Raw genomic sequence first — 255 nt, 5'->3', positions numbered from 1 at the left:
ATATGGTAGCCGCCAACCCCGGTTAATTGACGCTCAACAAATCCAACAAGGTGCATCGTGATGTCTGCTCCTTGGCCTGCGGGGTGTTGGCGCAGATGATGTCGATGTTGAGTTCATAAAGGGCTCGCCCGAACTGCGTCAGGCCACTGGTTCTGTCCTTCTTGGAAGCATGGGTGGTGCGGAAGACGCCATGCTTGTCGCTATAGAAGGCGATCGGCTTGCCCCATTGCTGCAGGTAGGCCTTCGTCGCGTGCA

1 pseudogene is annotated in these 255 nt (G+C 56.5%); it reads right to left on the bottom strand.

Annotated features, from left to right (window positions below):
* Nucleotides 1–34: 34 nt before the first annotated feature.
* Nucleotides 35–255: pseudogene (locus ACFHWW_RS34545) on the bottom strand (ISNCY family transposase); the annotation flags it as partial.

The sequence above is a fragment of the Sinorhizobium sp. P24N7 genome, assembly GCF_042436655.1.
GTDB lineage: Bacteria > Pseudomonadota > Alphaproteobacteria > Rhizobiales > Rhizobiaceae > Sinorhizobium > Sinorhizobium meliloti_A.
Note: the sequence above shows the minus strand (reverse complement) of the source record. Positions and strands in the feature narration are given on the sequence as shown.